The sequence below is a fragment of the Nocardioides sp. genome, from assembly GCF_050699375.1.
GTDB lineage: Bacteria > Actinomycetota > Actinomycetes > Propionibacteriales > Nocardioidaceae > Nocardioides.
In genome coordinates, this window is record NZ_JBOHDN010000333.1 from 1 (window position 1) to 4,487 (window position 4,487).

The following is a 4,487-nucleotide window of genomic DNA, read 5'->3' on the forward strand; positions in this document are numbered from 1 at the left end:
CGCCCTCGGACTGGCCCTCGGACTGGCCGCCCTTGGAGCCGAAGGACGAACCCTCGGACTGCTGCTCGCCGCCGCCGAAGCCGCCCTCGGACTGGCCACCCTCGCTCTGGCCCTCGGAGCCGTAGGACGAGCCGCCCTCGCTGGACTGCTCACCGCCACCGAAGCCGCCGTCGCTCTGGCCGCCCTCGGACTGCTGCTGCTCGCCGCCGAAGCCGCCCTCGGACTGGCCGCTCTGGCCCTCGAAGCCGCCCTCGCTCTGGCCACCCTCCTGGCCGTAGTTCTGCTGCTCGTCGCTGTTGCCGTAGTTCTCAGACATGTTCGTCCACGCTTCCGAGTAGTTGTGCTTGGACCGGATCTAGAACATGCGCTGCATGTTCCTCCCCCCGGCGGCCCCTTCGGTGGGGCACGACAATGGAACGCTCTAGACCGTTCCATGTAGCGGCACTCATGGCAACAGGTCCGTAACAGTGTTTCGATAAACGGTAGGTAAAATGTCTTCTTGGTGTAACGACGCCGAAATGCGAGGCGGGGAACAACCCGGTGTGGGTTGCTCCCCGCCTCGCATTCGAGCTGGAGTCGCTGGACTCAGTTGTTGCCGTTGTTGCCGTCCATCTGGTCCGTCTGGTCCTTGGCAGCCTCGACACCTTGGTCGATCTTGTCGCTGAACTTGCCGCCGGTCTTCTCGTCGGCGACCTCGCCGGCCTTGTCCAGACCCTCGCCGACCTTGTCGGCGCCGACCTTGTCGACGGCCTGGCTTGCGAGGTCCTTTGCCTTGTCCAAGAAGCTCATACTTCCCCCTCTGGATCGGTGGCTCCCCGTTTGAGCCAACTTGCGGCCACACTAACCACATGACGTACGAGAGCAACAGGGGGACACGCGAGTCGGATGGGTCGTCTGGGCCATCCGAACTGGGCTCTTCGCCTCTGCCGGGCGCCCCGATCGTGGCTGTCGTCGGCGCCACCGCGGCAGGGAAGACGTCGCTCTCGCTGGAGCTCGCCGAGGCCCTCGGTGGTGAGGTCATCAACACCGACGCGATGCAGGTCTATCGCGGCATGGACATCGGGACGGCGAAGCTGCCGGTCGCTGAACGGAGGGGGATACCTCACCACCTGCTGGACCTCCTCGAGGTCACCGAACCGGCCTCGGTCGCCGAGTTCCAGAGGCTGGCCCGTGGGGTGATCGCGACCCTTCGAGATGCCGACAGGGTGCCGGTGCTGGTCGGTGGCAGCGCCCTCTACACGCGGGCGATCCTGGATCGGTTCGAGTTCCCGGGCACCTCGCCGCAGGTCCGCTCGCGTCTGGAGGGCGAACTCGAAACCGCAGGTGAGAAGGGACTTCACGATCGGCTGCGGGAGCTGGATCCGGTCGCCGCGGAGCGGATCGAGGTCGTCAACGGTCGCCGCGTCGTACGCGCTCTGGAGGTCATCGAGCTGACCGGCAGGCCGTTCAGCGCCACCCTGCCCGAGCAGGTCTACCACGACCCGGCGTCCATCCAGATCGGGGTCGACATCGACCGCGAGACCCTGGACGTACGCATCCGGCAGCGGGTCACGGAGATGTTCGAGGCCGGGTTCGTCGATGAGGTGGCCCGGCTCCTGGAGGCCGGTCTGGCGACATCGCGGACGGCGGCCGCGGCCATCGGCTACAAGGAGGTCGCCGCGTATCTGTCCGGCTCCATGACCCTCCCGGACGCCGTGGAGCGGACGGCAATCAAGACCCGGCAGTTCGCTCGGCGCCAGGATGCTTGGTTCCGCAAGGATTCACGCGTCGTTTGGGTCTCATATGATGACCCGTCTCGTGTCTCGAAGGCTATCGAGGCGGTGCGGGCGATCGCCGGCTGAGCAGGTCGGCTGAGCAAGATCGGTTGGGTTCGTACGTCCTGTTCTGGGTCAGAATGGTGACGTGAGCGAGCCTGGAGAGACGAGCGGGAGCGGCCGCGACCGACTGCGCGAGCTGCTCGACGCCGTGCTCGAGGGCGCAGACGACGGGGTGCCGCGCACGCTGACGCAGATGGCGGGGGATGCGTTCACCTCACCCTTCCACTTCAACCGGCTGCTCTCTCGAGGCGCCGGGGAGCCGCCGGTGGCGATGCGGCGGCGGGTGATGTTGGAGCGCGCCGCCTGGCAGCTGCAGCGCGGTGGCACGGTGACCGACGCTGCCTGGGCCGCCGGGTATGAGTCGGTGGAGGGGTTCTCGCGGGCCTACACCAAGGCCTTCGGGCATCCGCCGAGCACGGCGGCCGTCAGCCACTGGCTGCCGGCGCCGAACGGGATCCACTTCCATCCACCCGAGTCGCTCTGGGTCGACTCCCAGGAGCAGGTGCTCTCCCCGCTGACCGAGCAGCTCGTGATGCACGATCTCGACGACACCACGGCGCTGCTCGGCCTCGCCAAAGGGCTGCCCGCGGAGGTGGTCGCCGGGGTGCGCCTGCCGGGGCACGTGGTGCTGGAGTGGGACGGACCGGAGGAGTCCATCGGTCAGGTCCTGGAGGCCACCGTGTGGTCCAAGGAGTGCTGGGTCGCCTCCATCGAGGGGCTCTCGATGCCGGTCCGGAACCGCTCGGACGATGTGGCGACGCTTGCCGAGCGGCACGAGGCCGTGGGCGCCCGGTGGCTCGCCGTCGTACGCGACATCGAGCGCCGTGGAGCCTGGGAGGACCGGCTCATCGACGCCCTGTGCGAGCCACCCGAGAGCTTCCAGATCGGGTCGGTGATCGCCCACGTCCTGACGTACGCAGCCCATCGTCGCCTGCTGGCGCGAATGATGCTCCGGATGGCCGGTGTCGAGGTGGACAGGGGCGACCCGATCGAGTGGCTGCGTGGTCGTCGGGGCGAGGTGCCGTCGGCCTGAATTGATTCGGCGGCGTGAGCCGGCGCCTCGTACCCTTGGGTCGTGACCCCTACCTGGACTGAGATCAGCACGCTCGAGGAGCTCGTCGACCTGGTCGGCGTCCCGAACGAGCGGGCCGTGGCCAAAGGGCGCCGGGCGCTCGCCGATATCGACCGGGAGTGGCTCGCGGCGACGCCGTTCTGCGTGCTCGCGACCGCGGACCCCTTCGGCAACTGCGATGCCTCCCCGAAGGGAGACCCGGCGGGGTCGCTGGTGCACGTCATCGACGACACCACGATCGCCATCGCCGAGCGGCCGGGCAACAAGCGGGTCGACGGCTATCGCAACGTCCTCGCCAACCCGCACGTCGGGCTCAACTTCCTGATCCCCGGCCGCGGCGACACGCTGCGGATCAACGGCCGAGCACGCCTGGTCTCGGACGCGCCGTTCTTCGACGAGATGGTCGTGAAGGGCAAGCGGCCGATCCTCGCCCTGGTCGTCGAGATCGACGACATCTTCTTCCACTGTGCCAAGGCGTTCCTGCGCTCGGGGCTGTGGGACCCGGAGACCTGGGACCCCGACCACCTCCCCAAGCGTGCCGTCATCGCCAAGCAGGTCGAGAACGACCCGCGCACGCTGGCCGAGATGGAGGACTACTACCGCACCGACACCTACTCGAAGCACCTCTACTGATGACGTACGCCTATCTGAAGGGCCACGGCACGGAGAACGACTTCGTGCTGCTACCGGATCTGGACGGGTCGGTGCACGGCGCGCTCTCGGATCAGGAGATGGCCGAGCGGGTCCAGGCGCTGTGCGACCGCCGGGCGGGCATCGGCGGCGATGGGGTCCTGCGGGTGATCCGCACTGCCGCGTATGCGGGTGCCGATCGTCCGGTGAGCGACGCCGAGTGGTTCATGGACTACCGCAACGCCGACGGGACGCTTGCCGAGATGTGCGGCAACGGCACCCGCGTCTTCGCCGAGTATCTGCGCTCGGCCGGGCTCGCCGGTGACGAGGTCACCTTCGCCACGCGCGCCGGTGACAAGACGTTGCGTTCCACCGATGAGATCTGGACCGCCGATCTCGGCTCCCCGAAGCTGCTCGGGGCTACGCAGGTCAGCGTCGCGCACCACTTCTGGTCTGCCTGCAACGTCGACATGGGCAACCCGCACGCAGCCGCCGAGGTCGAGTCCATCGACCCGCACGGCCCCGTCGGTGACCTCTACGACGCCCCGGTCTTCGACGAGGCGGTCTATCCCCATGGGGTCAACGTCGAGTTCTTCGAACGCGTCGCCGAGCGTCATGTCGCCATGCGGGTCTTCGAGCGCGGCGCCGGTGAGACCCGCTCCTGCGGCACCGGCGCCTGCGCGGTGATGGTCGCGGCCGCCGAGGCCGACGGTCTCGCGGTCGCGCGCGATGCTGATGTGACGTACCGCGTCGACGTACCCGGCGGCATCCTCCAGGTCACCTGGACGTCCGACGACCGCATCCTCCTCGCCGGCCCCGCCGCCCTGGTCGCCGACGGCACCACCTCCCTCTGATCCCTCCCCGCCGAGGCGTCACCCCTGCAGGCCGAGAAGTCACCCCTGCAGGCCGAGGCGTCACCTTTGCAGGCCGAGGCGTCAGTTCTGCAGGCCGAGAAGGCAGCCAGTGAC

The 4,487-nt window shown here is 68.4% G+C and carries 6 protein-coding genes; 4 read left to right on the plus strand and 2 right to left on the minus strand.

Annotated features, from left to right (window positions below):
* Together ACRDPS_RS22800 and ACRDPS_RS22805 are read right to left on the minus strand one after the other, a co-directional pair.
* The coding region (locus ACRDPS_RS22800; RefSeq protein WP_431503953.1) for a hypothetical protein at positions 1–316 on the minus strand (316 nt) is incomplete at its 3' end.
* 269 nt (positions 317–585) lie between these two features.
* Complete coding sequence (locus ACRDPS_RS22805) at positions 586–789, minus strand: antitoxin (RefSeq protein ID WP_431503954.1); 204 nt, start codon at positions 787–789, stop codon at positions 586–588.
* 152 nt (positions 790–941) lie between these two features.
* On the opposite strand from ACRDPS_RS22805, the gene miaA reads away from it, so the two are divergent.
* The 4 genes from miaA (at position 942) to dapF (ending at position 4,373) form a co-directional block, all read left to right on the plus strand.
* Positions 942–1,841: a tRNA (adenosine(37)-N6)-dimethylallyltransferase MiaA gene (gene miaA, locus ACRDPS_RS22810; protein ID WP_431503955.1), complete on the plus strand. Its 900-nt coding sequence runs from the start codon at positions 942–944 to the stop codon at positions 1,839–1,841.
* A 61-nt stretch (positions 1,842–1,902) separates the two neighbouring features.
* Complete coding sequence (locus tag ACRDPS_RS22815; protein ID WP_431503956.1) at positions 1,903–2,850, plus strand: helix-turn-helix transcriptional regulator; 948 nt, start codon at positions 1,903–1,905, stop codon at positions 2,848–2,850.
* Positions 2,851–2,892: 42 nt separating this feature from the next.
* Positions 2,893–3,522, plus strand: coding sequence for an MSMEG_1061 family FMN-dependent PPOX-type flavoprotein (locus ACRDPS_RS22820; protein WP_431503957.1), 630 nt, complete (start codon positions 2,893–2,895; stop codon positions 3,520–3,522).
* Positions 3,522–4,373 (plus strand): diaminopimelate epimerase, encoded by an 852-nt coding sequence (gene dapF, locus ACRDPS_RS22825; protein WP_431503958.1) that lies wholly within the window; start codon positions 3,522–3,524, stop codon positions 4,371–4,373. Before ACRDPS_RS22820 ends, dapF begins: the two co-directional genes overlap by 1 nt.
* The last annotated feature ends 114 nt before the right edge of the window (positions 4,374–4,487 follow it).